At 75.5% G+C, this 20,023-nt stretch carries 17 protein-coding genes and 5 tRNA genes; 9 read left to right on the top strand and 13 right to left on the bottom strand.

The features are described 5' to 3' along the window. The first annotated feature begins 80 nt into the window (after nt 1–80). The gene (locus tag OIM89_RS26460) at nt 81–638 is read left to right on the top strand and encodes a CGNR zinc finger domain-containing protein (protein WP_030695474.1); all 558 of its coding nucleotides are present in this window, start codon (nt 81–83) and stop codon (nt 636–638) included. Nucleotides 639–659: 21 nt separating this feature from the next. On the opposite strand, the gene OIM89_RS26455 is transcribed toward OIM89_RS26460, so the two are convergent. Both OIM89_RS26455 and OIM89_RS26450 read right to left on the bottom strand, forming a co-directional pair. Continuing rightward, the gene (locus tag OIM89_RS26455) at nt 660–818 is read right to left on the bottom strand and encodes a hypothetical protein (protein WP_023420323.1); all 159 of its coding nucleotides are present in this window, start codon (nt 816–818) and stop codon (nt 660–662) included. 187 nt (nt 819–1,005) lie between these two features. Further along, complete coding sequence (locus OIM89_RS26450) at nt 1,006–1,443, bottom strand: hypothetical protein (protein WP_030695475.1); 438 nt, start codon at nt 1,441–1,443, stop codon at nt 1,006–1,008. Nucleotides 1,444–1,621: 178 nt separating this feature from the next. Between OIM89_RS26450 and OIM89_RS26445 the strand changes: the two genes are divergently transcribed. Then, nucleotides 1,622–2,131, top strand: coding sequence for a DsbA family protein (locus tag OIM89_RS26445; RefSeq protein ID WP_030695476.1), 510 nt, complete (start codon nt 1,622–1,624; stop codon nt 2,129–2,131). 18 nt (nt 2,132–2,149) lie between these two features. Here the strand turns inward: OIM89_RS26445 and OIM89_RS26440 are convergent, their stop codons facing one another. From OIM89_RS26440 to OIM89_RS26430, 3 genes are read right to left on the bottom strand one after another with little or no spacing between them, the layout of a single operon-like run. After that, nucleotides 2,150–2,989 carry a GNAT family N-acetyltransferase gene (locus tag OIM89_RS26440; protein WP_030695477.1) on the bottom strand — a complete coding sequence of 280 codons (840 nt, stop codon included), beginning with the start codon at nt 2,987–2,989 and terminating at the stop codon, nt 2,150–2,152. A gap of 54 nt (nt 2,990–3,043) precedes the next feature. Next, the gene (locus tag OIM89_RS26435; protein WP_030695478.1) at nt 3,044–3,865 is read right to left on the bottom strand and encodes an aminotransferase class IV; all 822 of its coding nucleotides are present in this window, start codon (nt 3,863–3,865) and stop codon (nt 3,044–3,046) included. After that, nucleotides 3,862–4,932, bottom strand: a complete 1,071-nt coding sequence (locus OIM89_RS26430; protein WP_030695479.1) for a chorismate-binding protein — start codon at nt 4,930–4,932, stop codon at nt 3,862–3,864. Before OIM89_RS26430 ends, OIM89_RS26435 begins: the two co-directional genes overlap by 4 nt. Before the next feature lie 145 nt (nt 4,933–5,077). On the opposite strand from OIM89_RS26430, the gene OIM89_RS26425 reads away from it, so the two are divergent. From OIM89_RS26425 to OIM89_RS26405, 5 genes are all read left to right on the top strand, one after another. After that, nucleotides 5,078–5,150 (top strand) — tRNA-Gly (locus tag OIM89_RS26425). A gap of 32 nt (nt 5,151–5,182) precedes the next feature. After that, a tRNA-Cys gene (locus OIM89_RS26420) sits at nt 5,183–5,256 on the top strand. Nucleotide 5,257: 1 nt separating this feature from the next. Then, a tRNA-Val gene (locus OIM89_RS26415) sits at nt 5,258–5,329 on the top strand. Between the two features lie 23 nt (nt 5,330–5,352). Then, nucleotides 5,353–5,424 (top strand) — tRNA-Val (locus OIM89_RS26410). A 52-nt stretch (nt 5,425–5,476) separates the two neighbouring features. Continuing rightward, nucleotides 5,477–5,551, top strand: a tRNA-Val gene (locus tag OIM89_RS26405). Between the two features lie 122 nt (nt 5,552–5,673). On the opposite strand, the gene OIM89_RS26400 is transcribed toward OIM89_RS26405, so the two are convergent. The 3 genes from OIM89_RS26400 to OIM89_RS26390 all read right to left on the bottom strand — a co-directional run bounded on the left by OIM89_RS26400 (nt 5,674) and on the right by OIM89_RS26390 (nt 7,381). Then, a complete protein-coding gene (locus tag OIM89_RS26400) occupies nt 5,674–5,976 on the bottom strand; it encodes a zf-TFIIB domain-containing protein (RefSeq protein WP_030695480.1) in 303 nt (100 codons plus the stop codon). A 71-nt stretch (nt 5,977–6,047) separates the two neighbouring features. Continuing rightward, a complete protein-coding gene (locus OIM89_RS26395; protein WP_030695481.1) occupies nt 6,048–6,989 on the bottom strand; it encodes a phosphotransferase family protein in 942 nt (313 codons plus the stop codon). A 182-nt stretch (nt 6,990–7,171) separates the two neighbouring features. Continuing rightward, entirely contained in the window at nt 7,172–7,381 is a 210-nt protein-coding gene (locus OIM89_RS26390; protein WP_030695482.1) for a hypothetical protein, read from the bottom strand. Nucleotides 7,382–7,938: 557 nt separating this feature from the next. Here OIM89_RS26390 and OIM89_RS26385 point away from each other — a divergent pair. Further along, entirely contained in the window at nt 7,939–9,288 is a 1,350-nt protein-coding gene (locus tag OIM89_RS26385) for a protein kinase domain-containing protein (RefSeq protein ID WP_226965607.1), read from the top strand. Between the two features lie 198 nt (nt 9,289–9,486). On the opposite strand, the gene OIM89_RS26380 is transcribed toward OIM89_RS26385, so the two are convergent. Further along, nucleotides 9,487–10,131 carry a TetR/AcrR family transcriptional regulator gene (locus tag OIM89_RS26380; RefSeq protein WP_047469588.1) on the bottom strand — a complete coding sequence of 215 codons (645 nt, stop codon included), beginning with the start codon at nt 10,129–10,131 and terminating at the stop codon, nt 9,487–9,489. A 187-nt stretch (nt 10,132–10,318) separates the two neighbouring features. Here OIM89_RS26380 and OIM89_RS26375 point away from each other — a divergent pair, with 187 nt between their 5' ends. Beyond that, nucleotides 10,319–12,511, top strand: a complete 2,193-nt coding sequence (locus tag OIM89_RS26375) for an ABC transporter permease (RefSeq protein ID WP_030695485.1) — start codon at nt 10,319–10,321, stop codon at nt 12,509–12,511. Nucleotides 12,512–12,733: 222 nt separating this feature from the next. On the opposite strand, the gene OIM89_RS26370 is transcribed toward OIM89_RS26375, so the two are convergent. From OIM89_RS26370 to cbiE, 4 genes are all read right to left on the bottom strand, one after another. Next, nucleotides 12,734–13,537 carry a TrmH family RNA methyltransferase gene (locus OIM89_RS26370; protein WP_030695486.1) on the bottom strand — a complete coding sequence of 268 codons (804 nt, stop codon included), beginning with the start codon at nt 13,535–13,537 and terminating at the stop codon, nt 12,734–12,736. A 31-nt stretch (nt 13,538–13,568) separates the two neighbouring features. Next, nucleotides 13,569–14,816, bottom strand: coding sequence for a uroporphyrinogen-III C-methyltransferase (gene cobA / locus OIM89_RS26365; protein WP_030695487.1), 1,248 nt, complete (start codon nt 14,814–14,816; stop codon nt 13,569–13,571). A gap of 196 nt (nt 14,817–15,012) precedes the next feature. Beyond that, nucleotides 15,013–18,366 carry a nicotinate-nucleotide--dimethylbenzimidazole phosphoribosyltransferase gene (gene cobT, locus OIM89_RS26360; protein ID WP_264491670.1) on the bottom strand — a complete coding sequence of 1,118 codons (3,354 nt, stop codon included), beginning with the start codon at nt 18,364–18,366 and terminating at the stop codon, nt 15,013–15,015. Nucleotides 18,367–18,692: 326 nt separating this feature from the next. Beyond that, complete coding sequence (cbiE, locus tag OIM89_RS26355; RefSeq protein WP_030695489.1) at nt 18,693–19,916, bottom strand: precorrin-6y C5,15-methyltransferase (decarboxylating) subunit CbiE; 1,224 nt, start codon at nt 19,914–19,916, stop codon at nt 18,693–18,695. Between the last annotated feature and the right edge of the window lie 107 nt (nt 19,917–20,023).

The following is a 20,023-nucleotide window of genomic DNA, read 5'->3' as shown; positions in this document are numbered from 1 at the left end:
CCGGCAGCCGCCGGACGGCTCGTCTACCATCGGCCAGCACCGGCGGGCACCGGCCCGACCTCCAGGCCAGGGAGCGGCCCGTGCTGATCACTCACGACACCCGATGTGCGCTGGACGCCGTGGTCGGCCTGGTGAACACCGCCCCGGGCGACGGCCGCCCCGACGGACTGGGCGACGTGAGCGCGCTGCGTACCTTCGTCGACGCGCACGGGGTGAGCGACGTGGGGCAGCTCGGCGAGGCCGACCTGGCCGCCGTGCACCGGGTGCGCGAGCGCTTCGAGGCGGTCTTCGCCGCCGGGAGCCTGGGGGACGCGGCCCGGGTGATCAACGAACTGGTGGCGGCGGCCGGGACCACGCCCCGGCTCACCGACCACGACGGCTTCGACTGGCACGTGCACTACTTCGCGCCGGGCGCCTCGGTCGCCGACCACCTCGCGGCCGACGGCGGGATGGCGCTGGCGTTCTTCGTGGTCGCCGGGGAGTGCGAGCGGCTGCGCCGGTGCGAGGCGCCGGACTGCGCCAACGCCTTCGTGGACCTCTCCCGCAACCGCTCGCGGCGCTACTGCTCCGGCCGCACCTGCGGCAACCGGCTGCACGTGGCCGCGTACCGGGCGCGGCGCCGGGAGGCCGCGGGCTGAGCGAGGGGGCGCCCGCCCGGCTCACAACAGGAACAGGTCATGCACCGCCCCCAGCATCAGCAGGCAGCCGATCACCAGAAGGAAGATCATCAGGGGCGGCTGGGAGAGGGCGAAGAGGCAGCCGCGGCGCTCGGCGTCGGGGCGTGCGGGGGCGTGTTCGGGCGGTGTGGTGTCGAGCATCTCGCGGAGATCATGACCCGCCCAGAGCCCCCCGGACCGCCGTCCACCAGGGACGAGGCGCCAGGTTCACCGGTTCCCGTGAGCGCGCCACGTGCGCGCCAAGGCGCGCGCGAATAAGCCGCACGCCCGGGGGCGTACGCCCCCTCCGGGCGTGCGGTGGGAACGGCCTCGCGCGCGCGTGCGTCCCTCAGATGCCGTGCTTCTTGAGGATGGCCTCGATGTCGGAGAAGTCGTCGTCCCCGCCGGACTGCTTCTTCCCGGCGGCGGGGGCCTGGGCCGCCTTCCCCGCGCCGGTGCTGCCGCCGACGGCGGGGCGCGCGGAGCCCGTGACCGCCTCCGGCGCCGCGGCCGCCCGCTCCTTGCGGGTCCCCCGGCGGCGCTCGATGGTCCGGGTCGTCATGAAGAGCACCCAGGCGAGCCCGAGGACCCCGAATCCGGCCCAGGCGCTCGGGCTGAAGGCGGTCCTGGCGACCCAGGCGACCGCGCCGGTCAGGACGAGTCCGGCGGGGACCAGGGCGTAGGCGGCGATCCGCGTCGCGGTGAGGAACCGCTTGCGGTAGGCGGTCACGGCGGCGATGCCCAGGCCGGCCGCGGCCACGGCTGAACACACGGTCTCGGCAAGCATCCGGTCCTCCAGGCAGGTGAGTGGGGCTCCTTCCATCCTGCACCGACCGGGGTGCGAATGGCCACGCCCCGTGGCGGGGCCGGCCCGATCTCCGGGAGAACTCCGGGACGCCCTCCTCCCGGGGACGGGGCCACCGCCGGATTCGGCGGGCCGGTGACCGGCTGGAAGACTGTCGGCCATGAACGACTCCTCTCCCTCCTCCCCCGTCGTCCTCGACGTCTGGTGCGAGCTGCAGTGCCCCGACTGCCACACCGCCCTCGGCGACCTCGACGCCCTGCGCGAGCGCTACGGCGACCGCCTGGACATCCGCCTGCGCCACTTTCCGCTGGAGAAGCACCGGCACGCCTTCGCCGCCGCCCAGGCCGCCGAGGAGGCGCTGGTGCAGGGCAAGGGGTGGGAGTACGTACGCGCGGTGCTGGACCGGGTCGTGGAGCTGGACCGCGCGGGCGAGCCGCTGCTGGTCGAGATCGCCGGGGAGCTCGGACTGGACGCGGAGGAGTTCGACACCGCGCTGGTCGACGGGCGGCACATCCTGATCGTCGACGCCGACCAGGCCGAGGGCAAGGCGCTCAAGGTCACCGGCACGCCGACCTACGTGATCGGCGGGGAGCGGCTGGACGGCGGCAAGAGCCAGGAGGGGCTGCGGGCCCGGATCGAGGAGATCGCCGACCGGCTGCTGGCGGGCTGACCCGCGCCCCGAGCCGGCTCACAGCGGCTTGGACCAGTGCAGCCGGGTCGTGGTGTAGCCGAGGGAGTCGTAGAGCCGCCGGGCCGGGGTGTTGTCCGCGAAGACGTGCAGCCCGATGACGCCGTCGCCCGCGCCGAGGGCGGTGCGCTCGGCGAGCAGCATGAGCGCCCGCCCGAGCCCCCGGCCCCGGAACTCCGGGCGGACCTCGACGTCGAAGACGTAGGCGCCGGGTACGCCCGGCTCGGCCTGACCGGAGGAGACCCAGACGTGCCCGGCGGGCGCTCCGTCCGCCTCCACCACGCCGAAGGAGACGCCGGGGGTGGCGAGGCCCTGGGGGAGGTTGTCGCGGTAGCTGGCCTCGGACCTGGCGCGGGCCTGCTCCTCGGGCAGCCCCCGGGCCGCCCACTCCTGGGCGTACGCCTCGCGTGAGACCGTCTCCCACCGCGCGTACTCCTCCTCGGTCATGGGGCGCGCGGTGACGCCGGCCGGGAGCGGGGGCGGGGCGGGCGGCAGGGTCTTGACCATGTTCCGGCCGCCCTCGGTCCAGCCGAGGGCCGTGGCCAGACGCAGCGCGGGGCCGGCGTCGGCGGGCACCGTGCAGCGGGCCAGCGTGCAGCCCCAGCCGCGCAGCACCTCCTCGGCGGCGAGCACCGCCACCGTCGCCCTGCCCCGGCCCCGGTCGGTCTCCTGGACGGTGAGGCCGTCCAGGAGACCGACGGTGGGCCCCATTCCGGGAGCGGTGCCGACGCTGAGGCTCCCCGCCGGCCGCCCGTTGACGCAGATGTCGTACGGCCGGGGGCGGACCGTGCCGTCCGGCTCGCGCTGAAGCGGCGCCGCGGGCCGCAGGGTGGTGGTCATCGGTCTGGTTCTACCCCCGCCGGGCGGGGCCTGTCACCACCGTTTCGGACGGGCTCAGGGGTCGATGTCGGCGGCGGACCGCTCGGCGAAGATCCGGATGGCCTTGGCGGTGACCGGTCCGGGTGCGGCGGCCAGGGTACGGCCGTCGACGCGGTGGACACCCTGCACGTCGCGGAGGGAGGAGGTCAGGAAGACCTCGTCGGCCCGTTCCAGGACGTCCATCGGCAGTTCGGTCTCGCGCGCCCCGGTCCACTCGGCGGTCAGGGCGCGGGTGATCCCGGCGAGGCAGCCGGAGGAGACTGGCGGGGTGTGGAGTTCACCGTCGAGGACGACGAAGACGTTGGAGCCGGTGCCCTCGCAAAGGGCGCCCACGGTGTTGGCGAACAGCGCCTCGGTGGCGCCCTGTTCGCGGGCGCGGGCGAGCGCGACCACGTTCTCGGCGTACGAGGTGGTCTTGAGCCCGGCCAGCGCGCCCCGTTCGTTGCGGGTCCAGTCGACGGTGACGACGGCGGTGGTCTCGGGGCGCGGGTGGGCCTCCCCGAGGGCGACGACGAGGGTGGGGGTGTTCTCGCCGCGGTCGGAGCCGAGCGGCGAGAGGCCCCCGGTATAGGTGATCCGCAGCCGGCCCAGCGGCACCGGTTCGGCCGCCAGGACGGCGGCGCAGGCGCGGCGCACCTCGTCGAGGTCGGGTTCGGGCAGGCCGAGGCCGCGCGCCGAGCGGGCGAGGCGGTCCAGGTGGCGGGTGAGCGCGAACGCACGGCCGTCGACGGCCTTGAGCGTCTCGAAGACGCCGTCGCCGACGGTCAGCCCGTGGTCCAGGACGGACACCTGTGCGGTACCGGCGTCCCGCAGGGCGCCGTCGAGCCAGATCTTCACGTAAGGGTTCCTCCACTCGCCTCGTGTCCCTCAGACGCTATCGCCAGCAGCCGGGACGCCTTCAGTTCGGTCTCCCGCCACTCCCGCTCGGGGTCGGACCCCCAGGTGATACCGGCGCCGGTGCCGAACTTGAGCACCACGCCGCCGTCGTCGCCCGGTTCCGTCCAGAAGGTGCGGATACCCACCGCCAGCTCGGCCGTGCCCCGGTCGGCGTCGACCCAGCCGACCGCCCCGCAGTACGGGCCCCGGGGTACGGGTTCCAGTGCGCGGATGATCCCCAGCGCACTCGACTTGGGCGCTCCCGTGACCGAGCCGGGCGGGAAGGCCGCGCCGAACAGCCCGGGCCAGCCGGCGCCCGCCGCCAGGGTGGCGCGGACCGTGGAGACGAGGTGGACCAGACCGGGGTGCTTCTCGACCACACAGAGCTCCGGGACCTCGACGGAGCCGGTGGCGGCGACGCGGCCCAGGTCGTTGCGGACCAGGTCGACGATCATGACGTTCTCGGCGTAGTCCTTCTCCAGGAGGTCCGCCTCGGTGGCCCCGGTCCCCTTGATCGGGCCCGACTCCACGACCGAGCCGCGCCGGCGCAGGAACAGCTCGGGGGAGGCGGTGGCCACCCCGATGCCGTGCGCGGGCAGGCGAACCGTTCCCGCATAGGGGGCGGGGTTGCCCCGGGCCAGCAGCGCGGTGAGGGCGTCGACGTCGGCGGCCCCGCCCTCCGGCAGCGGCGCGGAGAGCACCCGGCAGAGATTGGCCTGGTACACCTCGCCCCGCGCGACGGCGGCCCTGATCCGCCGCACCCCCTCCGTGTACGCGCCGTGCCCGAGCGAGGACTCCCAGGCGTCGGGGGCGGGCCCGCGCCAGGCCCCCGGGCGGGGGGCGGGGACCGGCTCGCGGCGCACCTCGTCGAAGCGGGCGCAGGTCAGGCCGCCTTCGAAATCGGCGACGACCGCCCAGAAGCCCTCCGAGCCGAGCGCCTCGGGATCATGGGTGACGTCGCGCAGACCGGTGGCGAGCAGCTCGCCGAAACGGGCCAGCGGGGGAAGAGGGGAAGCGGGGTTGTGCACGTGCGCGAGTCTAGGTCGGCCCGCCTCGGGCGGCCCCTCGCCGAGGTCACCGCAGCACGCTGCGCAAACGCGTTTTTGTGCTGGCCCAGGAATCCGCTAGAGTTCAACACGTCGCCGGGACGCGCAAGCGCCCCGGGAAAGACAAGCGGACGTAGCTCAGTTGGTAGAGCGCAACCTTGCCAAGGTTGAGGTCGCCAGTTCGAACCTGGTCGTCCGCTCGACGTGGGGGATCTTCCCGAGCCCTCGCAGTGGTGGAGTGGCCGAGAGGCGAGGCAACGGCCTGCAAAGCCGTCTACACGGGTTCAAATCCCGTCTCCACCTCCAAGGACGATTAGCTCAGCGGGAGAGCGCTTCCCTGACACGGAAGAGGTCACTGGTTCAATCCCAGTATCGTCCACTCGGAACCTCACGGTTCCGCCCGCGCGATTAGCTCAGCGGGAGAGCGCTTCCCTGACACGGAAGAGGTCACTGGTTCAATCCCAGTATCGCGCACGCAGTACCACACCCCCCGAACTCCGGCCGGTCTCCGGTCGCGGTCGGTCCCGCGCGATTAGCTCAGCGGGAGAGCGCTTCCCTGACACGGAAGAGGTCACTGGTTCAATCCCAGTATCGCGCACCACCCGGAGCCCCCGGCCGCCTCAGGCGGCCGGGGGCTCCGTCGTCGCCTACTCCCCCGTCTCCGGCCGGACCGGACGGAACCCTCTGACGTGGGGCCCGCCCGGTGCGGCCGGAAGCGCGGGGTCAGGAGGAGAAGAGCATGCGGCCGAAACCGCGGTCGCGACGGCGGCCGTAGTGGTGGCCGCCGTGGTGCGGGGCGCCCCAGGCCGGGGCGGGCGGTGCCGGGTACGCCTGCCCGTGCGGGGGCTGCGGCGCGGGCGGGGCGGCGGGCGGCGGGGCCTGCTGGGACCACTGGGACTCCAGGCGGGTCAGCGCCTCCAGTTCCCCGTAGTCCAGGAATATCCCCCGGCATCCCCCGCACTGCTCGATCTGGACGCCGTTGCGGTTGTAGGTGTGCATCGGGGCGTGGCACTTCGGACAGTGCATCGTTCGGCTCAACTCCTCGCCTGTGGACAGGACCTGCGCCGGGATACTGCCCCGGCGCGATCCCTGGCACCCTACGTCGCGGCGTCCAGGGCGGGTCCGTGCGGGAGCGGGGCCATCCTGGCGCAGGCGTCCACGAAGGCGGACTCGTCCTCGTCCAGAGGCCGCGCGGCCTGCTCCGCCTTGACCAGGGCCTGCGCCGCGATCTGGGCCGTCAGGGCCCGGGCCGGGCCGTCCAGTTGGCGCCACTCCTCCCCCGGCGGGCCGGCCGCCGCGCCGCCCGCCTCCCGGTACGCGGTCAGGAAGCGCACCCAGTCCTCGGGGGCCATCAGGCCGCAGGCGAACCAGGCCGCCGGGCGGGCCAGGTCCCACACGGGGTCGCCGAGGCCCATGTCGTCCACGTCGATCAGCACCCAGCCGCGCCCCGGTTCCGGGTCGCGCACCAGTTGCCCGAGGTGGAGGTCGCCGTGGCAGACGGCCGACCCGGTGCGGGCCGGTGGTACCGAGACAGCGGCGCCCGCCGCGAGGACGGCGTTGCGGGCGGCGCCTCGCAGCGGGGAGTTCCGCAGCCGGGCAAGGGCCCGTTCCGCCTTCTCGGGGCCGCGGGCCGCGGGCGGGGCCTGTCCGAGGACCGACGGCGGGGCCTGGTGGAGGCGGGCGAGGAGGGTGGCGGTCTCCTCCCAGGGGGCGGCGCCGGGGGCCGCCGGGTCGACCGGGGTGCCGTAGGGCCAGCAGGTCAGCAGGCGGCCACACGCCTCGACGGGGGCGCCGGCCAGCGGGCGCAGCACGATGCCCGCCAGGCCGGGCGAGGCGGCGGCGGTGAGGCGGGCGTGCAGGGCGGGCCCGGCGTCCGGGGCGTGGGCCTTCACCACGAGGTGGCCGTGGCGCACCACCGTGCCGTCCGGCCGGTCGGCCAGTACGCGGACGGGGCAGGCACAGGGCTGGGGCGGGACGACGGGGTGGGCTCGGCGGGCGGCGTGGTCGGCCAGGGCGGCGTGCAGGTCCTCGCATGGCATGGGGTCAGCTTGCCTGGCTCCCGGGCGGCGTGCCCGCCGGGGGCGGCAGGTGCGGTGCAGGAGACCCGGGGCGCGGTCCGGGAGCACGAAGACGCCCGCGCGGCTGACCGCGCGGGCGTCCTGTCGTCCGTCGTACCCCCGTCCCCACGGGGTCCCGGGCCGCTCTCCCGGACCGGGGCGCGTCAGCGCCCCAGCATCACACCTACGGACGACGCCTGTGCCACCACCGCTTCCCAGCCGCCGAAGACGACGACGAGAAGGGCGGCCAGGGGAAGAACCATCGCGGTGGCGACCAGCGGATGGCGCCGGTCTCCGCGCGGCGGGCCGAAGGGGCGCACCGTGGGGAGCGCCGCCAGTGTCCGGCGTCCTCGGGTGCGCAGCGCTTCAGCCATGGCCCTCTCCTGTTCGTTCCGGACGGCGGCAAACCCGGGCCGTGATGCGCAGCCCGTGTCCGCCGCCTGACAATGAATCTATGCGCGGGGCGGCTCCGGGGCGTCATGCCGGCGTACCGATGTGCGGGCCTCCCGCAGGATGACGGGGCGACCGGTGGCGTACTCCTGTGGTTGCAGGGCGCCGGCCGGAGGTACGGGATCTCCCCCAGGGGAACGGCGGCGCGGGTGGTGACTTCGCTCACGCGTGCGAGGCGGTGGAGGGGTACGGAGCGTGGTCCCGGGGATCGCCAGGGTGTCCGGCCGAGGAGGGGAACGAGGCCGGGGAAGCGGGACGAGGGCTGCGGCCACGCTCCCCCGACGGGGCGTCAGAGCGTCGCTTCGCGACGCCTGTTGGAGCAGACGCGGCGTCAACAAGGCAACCGCTGAACAGCTGGTGACCGGCGCTCAGTTCGCGTCTACCGCACGCAGAATCGATGCGCAAGCAAGGGCGCGGCCTGAGCGCGCCGGGGGCCGGGGAACCGTAAGCTGTGGCTCGTCACAGGGACCGGGCAGCGGAGATGGACATGGCGATGATGCGGCTCCGACGCGAGGACCCGCGTGTCGTCGGCTCGTTCAGGCTTCACCGGCGGCTCGGCGCGGGCGGGATGGGCGTGGTCTATCTGGGCTCCGACCGGCGCGGCCAGCGGGTGGCGCTGAAGGTGATCCGCCCGGATCTGGCGGAGGACCAGGAGTTCCGCTCGCGGTTCGCCCGCGAGGTCTCCGCCGCCCGGCGCATCCGGGGCGGCTGCACGGCGCGGCTGGTCGCCGCCGATCTCGACGCCGACCGGCCGTGGTTCGCCACCCAGTACGTACCGGGGCCCTCGCTGCACGACAAGGTCGCCGACGAGGGGCCGCTCTCCGCCGCCGACGTGGCCTCGGTCGGGGCGGCGCTCTCCGAGGGGCTGGTCGCGGTCCACGAGGCCGGGGTGGTCCACCGGGACCTGAAGCCGTCCAACATCCTGCTCTCCCCCAAGGGCCCCCGCATCATCGACTTCGGCATCGCCTGGGCCACGGGGGCCTCGACGCTGACCCACGTGGGGACCGCCGTCGGCTCGCCGGGGTTCCTCGCGCCCGAGCAGGTGCGCGGCGCCGCCGTCACCCCTGCCACCGACGTCTTCTCGCTGGGGGCGACGCTGGCGTACGCGGCGACGGCCGACTCGCCCTTCGGGCACGGCAGCTCCGAGGTGATGCTCTACCGCGTGGTGCACGAGGAACCGCACCTCTCCGGGGTGCCGGACGCGCTGGCGCCGCTGCTGCTGGCCTGCCTCGCCAAGGTGCCCGAGCAGCGGCCCAGCACGCTGGAGCTGTCGCTGCGGCTCAAGGAGATCGCGGCGCGTGAGGCGCAGGGGCCCAGTGACGCCCGGGCGCCCGGGCCGCGCGGGGAGCAGGACCGGCCGACCGGGCGGATGACCGTGCCGCCCGAGGGGCAGCGTACGCAGCGGCATCAGCACTCCGGGTCCACGCCGCGTCCCTCGCAGGGGGCGCGGGCGCAAGGAGTGCGGGCGCAGGCGCCGCGGACCGGGGCGGGGAGGAGTGGGCCCGAGTCGGCGCGGAACCCGAACTCCGTCTCCCGGCCCCGGACCGGGGGGAGCTCCCGGGGCGGGAACCCGAGGACCGGGGGGACGCGCGGGCCCGGGCAGCGGCCTCGGGGCGGGCAGCGGGGGGCCGCTCCCCGGGGGACCGGGACTGGGCGGCGGCCTGCCAATTCTCGGCTGTTGCGGCAGCGGTTGGTGGTGTTCGTGGTGGTCACCTTGATGGTGGCGTTGGGGATCGCTGCTGCGCAGGGGTGCCAGGGGCCGGCCGAGGGGGCCGGCCCTGGCGTGGGGCGGGTTGCCTCGGTCGGGGTGGGGGGAGCGGGCTCTCCGTGAGCCGGGCTCACTGACGGGCCTCAGGCGCCGGCCGGGCTGACATGTGGCTGGGGTTCGGTGCCATCGCGCCGGTTCACGATGGCCTCAAACGCCGGCCGGGCTTGTTTCGGCTGGGGTTCGGCCCTCAACCTGCGGTTCAGGATGGCCTCAAACACCGGCCGGGCTGGGGTTGGCCAGGTTGAGTGTGGGGGCTGGTGGTCAGTGAGGGGGCTGGTGGGTCTGGGTGACCGGGGCCTGGAGCATGCCGGTGATGGCGTCGGCGAGGAAGTCGCCGGTGGCCTGCCAGCGGGGGGTGGTGGTGTCGCGGGCGGCCTGTTCCTCGTGTTCGGCGCAGGCCGAGGTGATGATGTGGGTCATCAGGGCGGCGCGTCCCCGGACGATGTGGGCCGGGAGGTGGTCGAGGCGGGCGACGATCGCGTGGACGATGCGGGCGGCGGCGGGGGCCTCGTCGCCCAGGCCGCGCAGGATCTCGGCCGCCTGGGGGTCGTGGACGGCGGCGCGGACGAAACGGGCCCGCCAGGTCGGCTTCCCCTCCCCCGCCTGTGCGGCGAGTGCGCCCAGGGCGTCGGTGGCGGGCACGACCAGGCCGCGGACGTCGTCGAGGAGTGAGGCGGAGGCCGCGGACATCTCCTGGCGGCGCGGTTCCAGGCCGGTGATGTGCCGGGTCAGCAGAGCCCGTAGCAGGCCCTCCCGGCCGCCGAAGTAGTAGCCGACCGCCGAGTGGTTGCTGTTGCCCGCCGCCTCGGCGATCTTGCGGTCCGAGGTCTGGGCGATCCCCGCCTCCGCGAACAGTCGTTCCGCCGCGTCGAGCAGCGCCGTGCGGGACCTGTCTGATCTGGCCATCGGTGGTCGCGTTCTCCCGGGTGGCGTACGCCCTGACGGGCGTGGGGACGGAGGCCAACCTAGCCCATCCCAAGTTTTTAAGTCAGGTGGCGTATGGTGGGCAGGTCCGACGGCCCCTCACTCAGTGCGGCGTGGCGAGACAGGCCCGTCGCCCCCTTCCTCGAACCCTCACAGCTAGGAGCAGTCCGTGGACCCGTCCACCAGCGCCCCGCCGGACGGCGGAACCGTCGAAGAAGCACCCGCGGGCCCGCCCCAGGAGGACCGCAAGGCCCGGATCGCGCGGTACGTCGCGCTCTTCGCCATGCCGTTCCTGATGGTGACGATGATGTACGCGACCTACGTCGGCACGATGCACGCGCCTGCCCCGCGCGACCTGCCCGTCGCCGTGGTGGGCGCGGGGCCCGCCGCCGAGCAGCTGGTCGCGGGGCTGGACGCCGCGCCCGGGGACGCCGTGGACGCGCGGCTGGTCGCCACCGAGGACGAGGCGGTCGGCCTGCTGAAGGACCGCGAGATGGCCGGGGCGCTGCTGCCGCCCGCCGAGGCCGGTGGCACGGCCACGATCTACACGGCCAACGCCGCGGGGGCCTCCCAGGCGAGCACCGTGCAGCAGGTCCTCGCGCCCTTGGCGGTGGAGAACGAGTGGCGGACCGCGGTCGAGGACGTCGCGCCGCTCGCCGACGGCGACATGTCCGGCACCGCGGTGCTGTTCGCCGGAATGGGCATGATGCTCGCCGGGTACGTCCCGCTGAGCCTCATGACGATGTCCCTGCCGTACCTGCTGCGGCTGCGGCGCTTCCTCCCGCTCGCGCTCGTCTGGTCGGCCGTCACCAGCACCGTCATCTGGACGATCCTGGGCCCGGTGGTCGGCGCCGTCGACGGGCACTACCTGGAGTTCCTCGGCATCGGCGTGCTGGCCACCGGCGCCGTCGCCCTGACCCAGCTGCTCTTCACCAAGCTGGTCGGCCCGCTGGCCGTGCTGTTCGGCATGCTGCTCTGGGTCGTCTTCGGGATGCCCTCCTCGGGGCTGTCGCTGTCGATCCACACCATGCCGGGCTTCTTCCAGTTCCTGCACGGGGTGCTGCCGCTCCCGGCGGCGGGCGAGGCGCTGCGCTCGCTGCTGTACTTCGAGGGGCGCGGCCTCGGTTCCCACCTGCTGACGCTGGCGGTGTGGGCGATCGCCGCGCTGGCCCTCTGCCTGCTGAAGGAGCGCCGCTCCGGACACGCCATCCCGGCGGCCCCCGCCGCGGACGGGCCCGGGGAGCCGCTGCCCGCGCTGGCCGGGGGCCCCGTCCGGGCCCCGCGTACGCGGTACGTCGCCGCCGTCCTGTTCCCGCTGTCGATCCTGGTCGCGGTGGTCGGGCTGATGGGCGCCTCGATGCACAAGCCCGAGGTACGGGACATGCCGGTGGCCGTGGTGGGGGCCACCGAAGAGCAGGCGCGGCAGGCCGTCGCGGGGCTGGAGCCCAGTCTCGGCGCCATGTTCGACCTGCGGCCCGCCGACTCCGTACGGGAGGCCACCGCGCAGCTGACCGACCAGGAGGTGGCCGGCGCGTACGTGCTGCCAACCGCGCCGGGCGGCGGGGCCGAGCTGCTCACCGCCTCGGCCGCCGGAGCCAGCCAGCAGACGATTCTGCGGAGCGTCTTCCAGCAGATCGCCGAGAAGCAGGACATGGCGCTGGAGACACGGGACGTCCGGCCGCTGACCGGGGACGACACGATGGGCTCCAACAGCCTCTACGTGGCGATGTCCTGGATCATGGCCGGGTTCCTGATCATGGCGGTGCTGCGCGGCGGCGCCCCCGAGCTGCGCCGGTTCCGGCAGTTCCTGCCGCTGCTGGCGGGGTGGGCCGTGGGCATGGCGGTGTGGCTCTGGTTCCTCTTCGACGTGCTGATCGGCGCGGTGAACGGGCACGCCGGCCTGCTGATCGGCGCGGGCGCGGCCACCATCTTCTGCGTGGCCCTGGCCGCCGGCGCCTTCACCCGGACCATCGGCCTCGCGGCGATCGTGCCGGTCATGATCGTGCTGATGCTGCTGGGGGTCCCGGCCTCCGGCGGCGGACTGCCGATCTCGATGGTCCCGGACATCTTCCGCACCCTTCAGGACGTGCTGCCGCTGCCGGCCGCCGTGGACATCGCCCGCTCGCTGGTCTACTTCGACTCCGCCGGCCTCGGCGGGAACCTGCTGACCATCGCGGCCTGGGGCGGCGCCGGTCTGGTTCTGAACCTGCTGGCCGACCTCTGGCTGGCGCACCGCGCCCGGCAGGGCAAGGGCATCCCGGCGGAGGTGCCCCGGGCGGGGGCGCCCGGCAAGGCCGCGCAGGCCGACACCGAGGAGCAGCGGGAGGACGCCGCCCTGGCCGGCAGCGCGGCCGCCTCGTGACCCCGGCACTCTTCTGACCCCGGCCTCCGCCGGCGCACGCCGCTCCGGTCCCGCTGTTCCCGCGCTTGGCGGGGCGGGGCCGGAGCGGCGTTCCGTCGTTCGTGCGACGAGGTCGAACCAGGGGCCGTACGCGGAGGCGAAGGATCTTGCCGGCGCCCTGCGGCGTGCCCAGCCACACGCCGTGCGCGTCCTTGCCGGGCGATTCAGCCGTTCAGCCGGCGCTCAGCCCCGCGTCGCGTAGAAGGCGACCGCCGAGGCGGCGGCGACGTTGAGGGAGTCGATGCCGGCGTCCATCGGAATGCGCACCCAGGTGTCGGCCGCCGCGAGGGCGCCGGGGGTGAGGCCGTCGCCCTCGGTGCCGAACATCAGGGCCAGCTTCTCGGGGCGGCGGGCGGCCAGTTCGTCCAGGGTGATGGAGCGGTCGCCGAGGCAGAAGGCGGCGGTGAGGAAGCCGTGGCGGGCGAAGAGTCCGGCGTCGGCGGGCCAGTCGGGGAGCCGGGTCCAGGGCAGTTGGAGGACGGCGCCCATCGAGACCTTCACCGCGCGCCGGTACAGCGGGTCCGCGCAGCGGGGGCTCAGCAGGACGGCGTCCACGCCGAGCGCGGCCGCGTTGCGGAAGGCGGCGCCCACGTTGGCGTGGTCGACGATGTCCTCCAGGACGGCGACGCGCCGGGCGGTGGTGAGGAGTGCGGCGGGATCGGGCAGCGGCTTGCGCTCCATGGCCGCGAGGGCGCCCCGGTGCACGTGGTAGCCGGTGACCTGCTCGGCGAGGTCGGGGGTGACCAGGTGGACCGGGGCGTCGGCGGCCGCGATGACGTCGGCCATGACGTCGAGCCACTTCTCGGAGAGGAGGAGCGACCGCATCGTGTAACCGGCCTCGACGGCACGGCGGATGACCTTCTCGCCCTCGGCGATGAAGAGGCCCTCGGCCGGTTCGCGGCGGCGGCGCAGCGCGACGTCGGTGAGGTCGGTGTAGTCGTGCAGGCGCGGGTCACCGGGGTCGGTGACGGGCTGCGGTACGGCCATGGGTGCGGGCTCCCGTTCGGTGGCGGTCGCGTCAGGCGGTCGGGCCGACGCCCACGACCTCGCCGATGACGATGACGGCGGGCGGCCGCACCTCCTCGGCGCGGGCGGTCTCCGCGACGGTGGCGAGGGTCGCGTCGACGCGCCGCTGGGCGGCGGTCGTGCCCTCCTGGACGAGGGCGACCCGGGTCCGCGGGTCGCGGCCGTGGGCGACGAGGGCCTCGGCGATGGCACCTATCTTGTCGACGCCCATCAGCACGACGAGGGTGCCGCGCAGCTTCGCGAGGGCCGCCCAGTCGACCAGCGAGCGCGGGTCGTCGGGCGCGACGTGGCCGCTGACGACGGTGAACTCGTGGGCGACGCCCCGGTGGGTGACCGGGATGCCGGCGGCGGAGGGGACGCTTATGGAGCTGGAGATGCCCGGGACCACGGTGCAGGCGATGCCGGCCTCGGCCAGCGCCTCGACCTCCTCCATGCCACGCCCGAAGACGAAGGGGTCGCCACCCTTGAGCCGCACCACGGCCTTGCCGGCCTTGGCGTGCTCGACGAGGGCCGCGTTGATCGCCTCCTGGGCCATGTACCGGCCGTAGGGGATCTTCGCGGCGTCGATCACCTCGACGTGCGGGGGCAGTTCGGCGAGCAGGTCGCGCGGGCCGAGCCGGTCGGCGATGACCACGTCGGCCTCGGCGAGCAGGCGGCGCCCGCGCACGGTGATGAGGTCGGGGTCGCCGGGGCCGCCGCCGACCAGGGAGACGCGCGGCGCGTCGGAACCGGCGCGGGCGGTGCGGCGGGCGGCGAGCAGGGTGCCGTCGCTCAGCCCGTCGACCACGGCGTCGCGGACGGCGGCGGTGTAGCGGGGGTCGCGGCGTTCGGCGTCGCGGGTCAGCACGGCGACGGTGACTCCGGCGCTGCGGCCGGTGGCCGGGGTCCACGCGGTGGCGGCCTCGGCGTCGTCGGCGCGTACGCACCAGACGCGGTGGGCCTCGCCCTCGGCGGAGGCGGCCGTGTTGGCCTCGGGGTCGCTGGTGGCGATCAGGGCGTACCAGGCGTCGCTGAGGTCGCCGGGGCGGTAGCCGCGGCGCTCCCAGGTGATCTCGCCGGCGTCGGCCATGGCCTCGACGGAGGCGGTGGCCGAGGGCGAGACGAGCAGGACCTCGGCGCCGGCCGCGACGAGTCCGGGGAGCCGCCGCTGGGCCACCTGGCCGCCGCCGAGGACGACGACGCGCCGCCCGGACAGGCGGAGTCCGACGGGGTACGCGGGGTGGTCGGCGGAATGGGCCATGACGGTGCGGCTCCTGGGGACGGGCAGGCGGGAGGAGGGCCGCTGCGACGGTGGAGCGGCGGGCGACACGCGGGCCCGCGCGGGGGCGCTTGTCGGCCTCCACGATACGGCGGGGACGGGGGCGGGCGGGCCCCGGCCCTGGTGGGAGGGGTCGCTGCGGCCGCCCGGCCCGGTCGGGGGCGGGCGGCCGCGGGGCTCACTTCTCGGTGACGCCGGCCGAGTCGAAGGTGGCGACCTCGTGCATGGCGCGGGCGGCGCTCTGCACGATCGGCAGGGCGAGCAGGGCGCCGGTGCCCTCGCCGAGCCGCAGGTCGAGGTCGACCAGGGGGCGCAGGCCCAGCTTGTTGAGGGCGGCGACGTGGCCCGGTTCGGCGCTGCGGTGCCCGGCGATGCAGGCGGCCAGTACCTCGGGGGCGATGGCGCGGGCGACCAGGGCGGCGGCCCCGGCGCTGACCCCGTCGAGGATGACGGGGGTGCGCAGGCTGGCGCCGCCCAGCAGGAGCCCGGCCATGGCGGCGTGCTCCAGGCCGCCGACGGCGGCGAGCACGCCGATCGGGTCGGCCGGGTCGGGGCGGTGCAGTTCGAGGGCGCGGCGGACCACGTCGGTCTTGCGGGCCAGCGTCTCGTCATTGATGCCGGTGCCGCGGCCGGTGACCTCGGCCGGGTCGGCGCCGGTGTAGACGGAGATGAGAGCGGCCGACGCGGTGGTGTTGGCGATGCCCATCTCCCCGGTGAGCAGCGCCTTGTTCCCGGCGGCGACCAGGTCGCGGGCGGTCTCGATGCCGACCTCGATCGCCGCCTTGACCTCCTCGCGGGTGAGGGCGGGGCCGGCGGTCATGTCGGCGGTGCCGGGGCGGACCTTGCGGGGCAGCAGGCCGGGGGTGGCGGGCAGCTCGGTGGCAACGCCCACGTCCACCACGCAGACCTCGGCGCCGACCTGGGCGGCGAAGGCGTTGCAGACCGCGCCGCCGCCGAGGAAGTTGGCCACCATCTGGCCGGTGACCTCCTGGGGCCAGGGGGTGACGCCCTGGGCGTGGACGCCGTGGTCCCCGGCGAAGACCGCGACGGCGGCCGGTTCGGGGACGGGCGGCGGGCACTTCCGGGAGAGGCCGCTGAGCTGGGCGGAGATGATCTCCAGCATGCCGAGGGCGCCGGCGGGCTTGGTCATCCGCTTCTGCCGCTCCCACGCCTCGCCGAGCGCCTTGGCGTCGAGCGGGCGGATGTTGGCGACGGTCTCGGCGAGCAGGTCGTGCGGCTCCTCGCCGGGCAGCGCACGGCGGCCGTACGTCTCCTCGTGGACGACCCAGGACAGGGGGCGCCGCTTGGACCAGCCGGCCTGCATCAGTTCGGGCTCCTCGGGGAACTCGTCGACATAGCCGACGCACAGGTAGGCGACGACCTCCAGGTGGTCGGGGAGGCCCAGTTCGCGGACCATCTCCCGTTCGTCGAAGAAGCTGACCCAGCCGACGCCCAGGCCCTCGGCGCGGGCGGCGAGCCAGAGGTTCTCGACGGCGAGCGCCGAGGAGTACGGGGCCATCTGCGGCTGGGTGTGTCGGCCAAGGGTGTGGCGGCCGCCCCGGGTGGGGTCGGCGGTGACGACGATGTTGACCGGCGTGTCGAGGATCGCCTCGATCTTCAGTTCCTTGAACTGCTTGGCGCGGCCCTTGGGCAGCGAGGTGGCGTACGCCTCCCGCTGGCGCTCGGCCAGTTCGTGCATGGCCTGCCGGGTGTCGGCGGAGCGGATGACGACGAAGTCCCAGGGCTGGGAGTGGCCGACGCTGGGCGCGGTGTGCGCCGCCTCCAGGACCCGCAGCAGCACGTCGTGCGGGATGGGGTCGGAGCGGAAGCCGTTGCGGATGTCGCGCCGCTCGCGCATCACCCGCAGCACGGCGTCCCGCTCGGCCTCGGCGTAGCCGGGGGCGGCGGGGCGGGGCTCCTCCTGCGGGAGTTCGGCGGGCGCCTCCTCCTCGGGGACGGCCTCCTGGTCCGGGACGGGGGCTTCCCCGGGGGACCCGGCCTCGGCGGCCTCGACGGCCACGGGCTCGGCAGCGACGGGCTCGGCGCCGGACTCGGGAGCCACCGCCTCCGGCTCGGCGTCCTGCGGCCCGGCCGCCTCGGGGACCGTTTCTGCGGGTACCGGGGTCTCGGCGGGGAGCTGTGCCTCGGCGGGAGCCTCCGCGACGGTCTCGTCCGCCGCCGGGGCCTGCTCGGCCTCCTCGGGAACGGGAACGGTGGCGGTCTCCACGGCGGCCTGCGGCTGGGGCTCCTCGGCCTCCAAAGCCTCGGGCGCGGCCTGCTCGGGGGCAGCCTCCTCCGGGGCGGCCACGGTCTCCGCCGCCACCTCGACGGGGGCGGGAGCGGAGGCGGCCTCGGCGACGGCCTCGACCGGCACCCCCGCCGGCGGCGTCCCCCACTCGGGCAGCGTCTCGGCCGGCGCCAGGTGACCGTCGGTCGGCACGGCACCGGGGACGGCGACGAACTGCCCGAGCGAGGCGTCGGCGGGCGGCTGCACGGGCTCGGCTGCCGGGTTGTCCGCCACCGGCGCCTCCTGCGGCTCGACGGGAGCCGTGGCCTCGGCCTCGGCCTCCGGCGCGGCACCGGTCCGCTGCCCGGGGAGCTCCACGGGAGCGGCGGCCGGGTCCTGCCCGGCGGGAACGTGCTCCGGCATGCCGGAGGCGTCCTGGTAGGTGGCGGCGGATGCGTCCGGGGCCTCCGGGAAGGGCTGTGCCTCGGTGTGCGGGGCCTGCGGGGTGTCCTGGGCCGCGGCCTCCGGCTGCGCGGGCAGGGGCGTGTGGCCGGAGTGGTCCGGGGCGTAGGCCGGGCCGGCCGGTGCCGCGTCGCCGTACGAGGCGTGCTGCCCGGTGCTCCACGAGGCGTCCTGGCCGCCGGTCCAGGCGGGGTCGGTCTCCGGCAGGGCACCCAGCTGGGGGCCGGGCAGGGTGGCCGGGTCGGGCTGGTCGAGGTACTCGGGCCCGGTCGTGGCCGGGCCCGTCTGCCGGGCGGGCGCCGGGTGGGCGGCGGGGCCCCGGTCGGCGAGGGAGCGGACCTGGCTGCCGCTGGTGCCACCGGGGACGGGCGGGCCCATGTGGAGCGGGCGGCGCGGTGGCGGGGTCTGGGCGGCCTCGGCGGCCCGGACTGCGGAGACGTCGACGGCGCCGCTGTCCCGGCCCGCGCGCTCGTGGGCGCCGGCCTCGTGGTTCTGCGGCTCGTGCGCCTCGGTGTACGGCGGCTGCGGCTCGGCCTCGGGGGCCTGGCCGGTGGCGTACGGCTGGCCCTCGGCGGCGTACTGCTGGGGGTCGGCGGCATACGGCTGCTCGTGGCCCGTGGCGTACTGCCCGGTGGCGTGCTGCTGCCCGTCGTCGGCCGGGAACTGGCCGGTGGACCATTCGGATGCCGGGTACTCGCCCCAGGCGCCCTGGGCGCTGGGCATGAGGAGTTCGTCCTCGCCGCGCCGGGGGGCGTGCGTGGTCCCGGGGACGGAGCCCTGCTGCGGCACCGCACCCGCGTTGCCCGGGAAATCCTCACCCGGAATCTGGCCGGTGTCGGTCATGCGTACCCCTCGCCCATGTGCGTCGTAACTCTCCTGACGGCCCTGCCCCGGCGGACGCGGCCCTTGGCACCGTCCGCCCGTCGTGTCAACGAGCGGCCGTGCCGCGCGGCACGTACCGGACGGGCAGCGGCTGCTGTCCGCCGCTGCTGCGGCGGCCGGCGCCGTGGCCCGCTGCGGAGTGCGCCACGTCGCGCGCCCCCCGGCCTGTCCTACCGCGACGGCCCGGGCATCGGTGCCCCTTGTCCGGATATCGCCGGAGGAAGCGCCACGGGCCCGCGTGCGGTACAACGATCCGCCAGCCTACCGCGCGCCGTGTACGGGGCCCGTCACGGGGCGCGGTCGGGCAGCTCTCCGGAGAGCAGGAAGACGACGGTGCGCTCGCGTTCGGTCCAGGTGTCGGTGGACAGTTCCACCGACTGGAGCAGGGAGCAGGAGACCCGGTAGCCGTGGGCGGTCAGGTCGCGGCCGACCAGTTCCGCCGCGTCCCTGGTGGAGGCGTGGGTGACCAGGCGGGCGGGGCGCCGGTCGGCGACGGCGGAGACCACCGCGGGCCCGCCGCCGCCGATCCGGACCACGTCGGGCTCGGGCAGGTCCTCCAGGACGTGCGGGGCGCTGCCGTGGACGGTCTGGAGCTGGACGCCGTCGCGGCGGGCGGCCTCGGCGGTGCGTTCGCAGGCGGCGCGGCCGGCGTCGACGGCGATGACGGCGGCCCCGAACAGGGCGGCGTCGACGGCGAACGCCCCCGAGCCGCAGCCGATGTCCCAGACCAGGTCGCCGGGGCGCGGTCCGAGCAGCGCCAGCTGGCAGGCGCGCAGCCGCTGCCCCTCGCCCTCGTGGCCGGCCGAGTCGTCCGGGCCGTCCGGCCCGGGACCGGGCAGGGCCCAGCCGCGGCGGTTGCGGGTGAGGTCGCGGCCGGCCCGCCAGCCGCCGTCGGGGCTCTGGGCCGCGGTGCCGCCGACCACCAGGACGATGTTGGGGTCGCGCCAGCTGTGGTCGGCGGCCCGGTCGGAGGTGACGACGGTGACCTGTTCGCGGTCGGTGCCCAGCTCCTCGCAGATGACGAAGGTGCGGTGGATGTCTCCCAGCAGCAGGCCGAGTTCGGCGGGTCCGGCGCCGGGCGAGGTGAGCACGGCGACCTTGGTGTGGGCGCGGCAGATGTTGACCGCGCGGCGCAGGGTGCGCCGGTGGGCGACGACGATCTCGGCGTCGTCCCAGGGCATCCCGGCGCGGGCGAAGGCCGTGGCGACCAGGGAGACGGCGGGGACGACCTCGACCTCCAGCCCGTGTTCGGGGGCGCGCAGGGCGCGGACCACGCCGAAGAAGCCGGGGTCGCCGTCGGCGAGGACGACGGCGGTGCCGCGGTGGGCGGCGATGCGCCGGGCGGCGAGGTGGACGGAGCCCAGCCGCACCTGTTCGGCGCGGGCGGGGACCTCGGGCAGGGCGAGGTGGTGGGCGGCGCCGGCCACCAGGGTGGCGGCGGCGAGGGCGGAGCGGGCCGCCTCGGTCAGGGGGGTGCCGTCCCAGCCGATCACCGTGACCCGGTCGGCCATCGTCGTCTGTCTCCTGAACTCTGCGCCGAGGCGCTGGTGGGGGCGTGCGGAGGTGGGGGCCCGGCGGGCCGAGGGTGCAGGGTAGCGGGTGGCCGACGACGGCGGAG

Origin of the sequence: Streptomyces sp. BI87, assembly GCF_025957665.1 — a bacterium.
In the GTDB taxonomy this organism is placed as follows: domain Bacteria; phylum Actinomycetota; class Actinomycetes; order Streptomycetales; family Streptomycetaceae; genus Streptomyces; species Streptomyces albidoflavus.
This window is presented reverse-complemented; position numbering and strand designations above follow the sequence as displayed.

Excerpts from the sequence above, each read along its gene's own strand:
- OIM89_RS26400 (WP_030695480.1), bottom strand. The coding sequence starts at position 5,976 with ATGCACTGTCCGAAGTGCCACGCCCCGATGCACACCTACAACCGCAAC.
- OIM89_RS26390 (WP_030695482.1), bottom strand. The coding sequence starts at position 7,381 with ATGGCTGAAGCGCTGCGCACCCGAGGACGCCGGACACTGGCGGCGCTC.
- cobA (WP_030695487.1), bottom strand. The coding sequence starts at position 14,816 with ATGGCCCATTCCGCCGACCACCCCGCGTACCCCGTCGGACTCCGCCTG.
- OIM89_RS26380 (WP_047469588.1), bottom strand. The coding sequence starts at position 10,131 with ATGGCCAGATCAGACAGGTCCCGCACGGCGCTGCTCGACGCGGCGGAA.
- OIM89_RS26440 (WP_030695477.1), bottom strand. The coding sequence starts at position 2,989 with ATGACCACCACCCTGCGGCCCGCGGCGCCGCTTCAGCGCGAGCCGGAC.
- OIM89_RS26455 (WP_023420323.1), bottom strand. The coding sequence starts at position 818 with ATGCTCGACACCACACCGCCCGAACACGCCCCCGCACGCCCCGACGCC.
- cobT (WP_264491670.1), bottom strand. The coding sequence starts at position 18,366 with ATGACCGACACCGGCCAGATTCCGGGTGAGGATTTCCCGGGCAACGCG.
- OIM89_RS26450 (WP_030695475.1), bottom strand. The coding sequence starts at position 1,443 with ATGCTTGCCGAGACCGTGTGTTCAGCCGTGGCCGCGGCCGGCCTGGGC.
- OIM89_RS26385 (WP_226965607.1), top strand. The coding sequence starts at position 7,939 with ATGGACATGGCGATGATGCGGCTCCGACGCGAGGACCCGCGTGTCGTC.
- OIM89_RS26445 (WP_030695476.1), top strand. The coding sequence starts at position 1,622 with ATGAACGACTCCTCTCCCTCCTCCCCCGTCGTCCTCGACGTCTGGTGC.
- cbiE (WP_030695489.1), bottom strand. The coding sequence starts at position 19,916 with ATGGCCGACCGGGTCACGGTGATCGGCTGGGACGGCACCCCCCTGACC.
- OIM89_RS26395 (WP_030695481.1), bottom strand. The coding sequence starts at position 6,989 with ATGCCATGCGAGGACCTGCACGCCGCCCTGGCCGACCACGCCGCCCGC.
- OIM89_RS26370 (WP_030695486.1), bottom strand. The coding sequence starts at position 13,537 with ATGGCCGTACCGCAGCCCGTCACCGACCCCGGTGACCCGCGCCTGCAC.